Annotated in this window: 1 protein-coding gene; it reads right to left on the reverse strand. The window is 49.0% G+C overall.

Annotated features, from left to right (window positions below; all coding sequences use genetic code 11):
- Window positions 1–435 (reverse strand): hypothetical protein (locus tag HW098_RS09225; RefSeq protein ID WP_176139910.1); only part of this gene is annotated, 435 nt, incomplete at both ends.

The raw sequence follows: 435 nt of genomic DNA on the forward strand, positions 1-435 counted from the left end.
TAGCTGGCATTCCGACAGTCCCTGTTCCACTCAAGTCACTGTTTCCACTACGGGCTTGTGCTTCTACAGTACCCTCAGCTTTCACTGCTTCATGACCTACTGTCACTTTACCAGTATCTGCGTCCACTGTCAGACCTGCCACTGTCTTGTCGGCTGACCATTTACCTTGGTCGTTCTTCTTAACAGTAACTGTATCCTTGCCTGAACCATCTGCTTTATCGAAGGTCACAACAACCTTATCCGCATGTTCTGGTGCTGGAATCTCAATACCTACATGGTCGGCTGTATCCACTACTGCTGGGACTGGTGCACTTGGTGTTGTCGCAATAGCTGGCATTCCGACAGTACCTGTTCCACTCAAGTCACTGTTTCCACTACGAGCTTGTGCTTCTACAGTACCTTGCGCTTTCACTGCTTCATGACCTACTGTCACTT

Source organism: Streptococcus sp. 1453, assembly GCF_013276955.1.
Taxonomy (GTDB): domain Bacteria; phylum Bacillota; class Bacilli; order Lactobacillales; family Streptococcaceae; genus Streptococcus.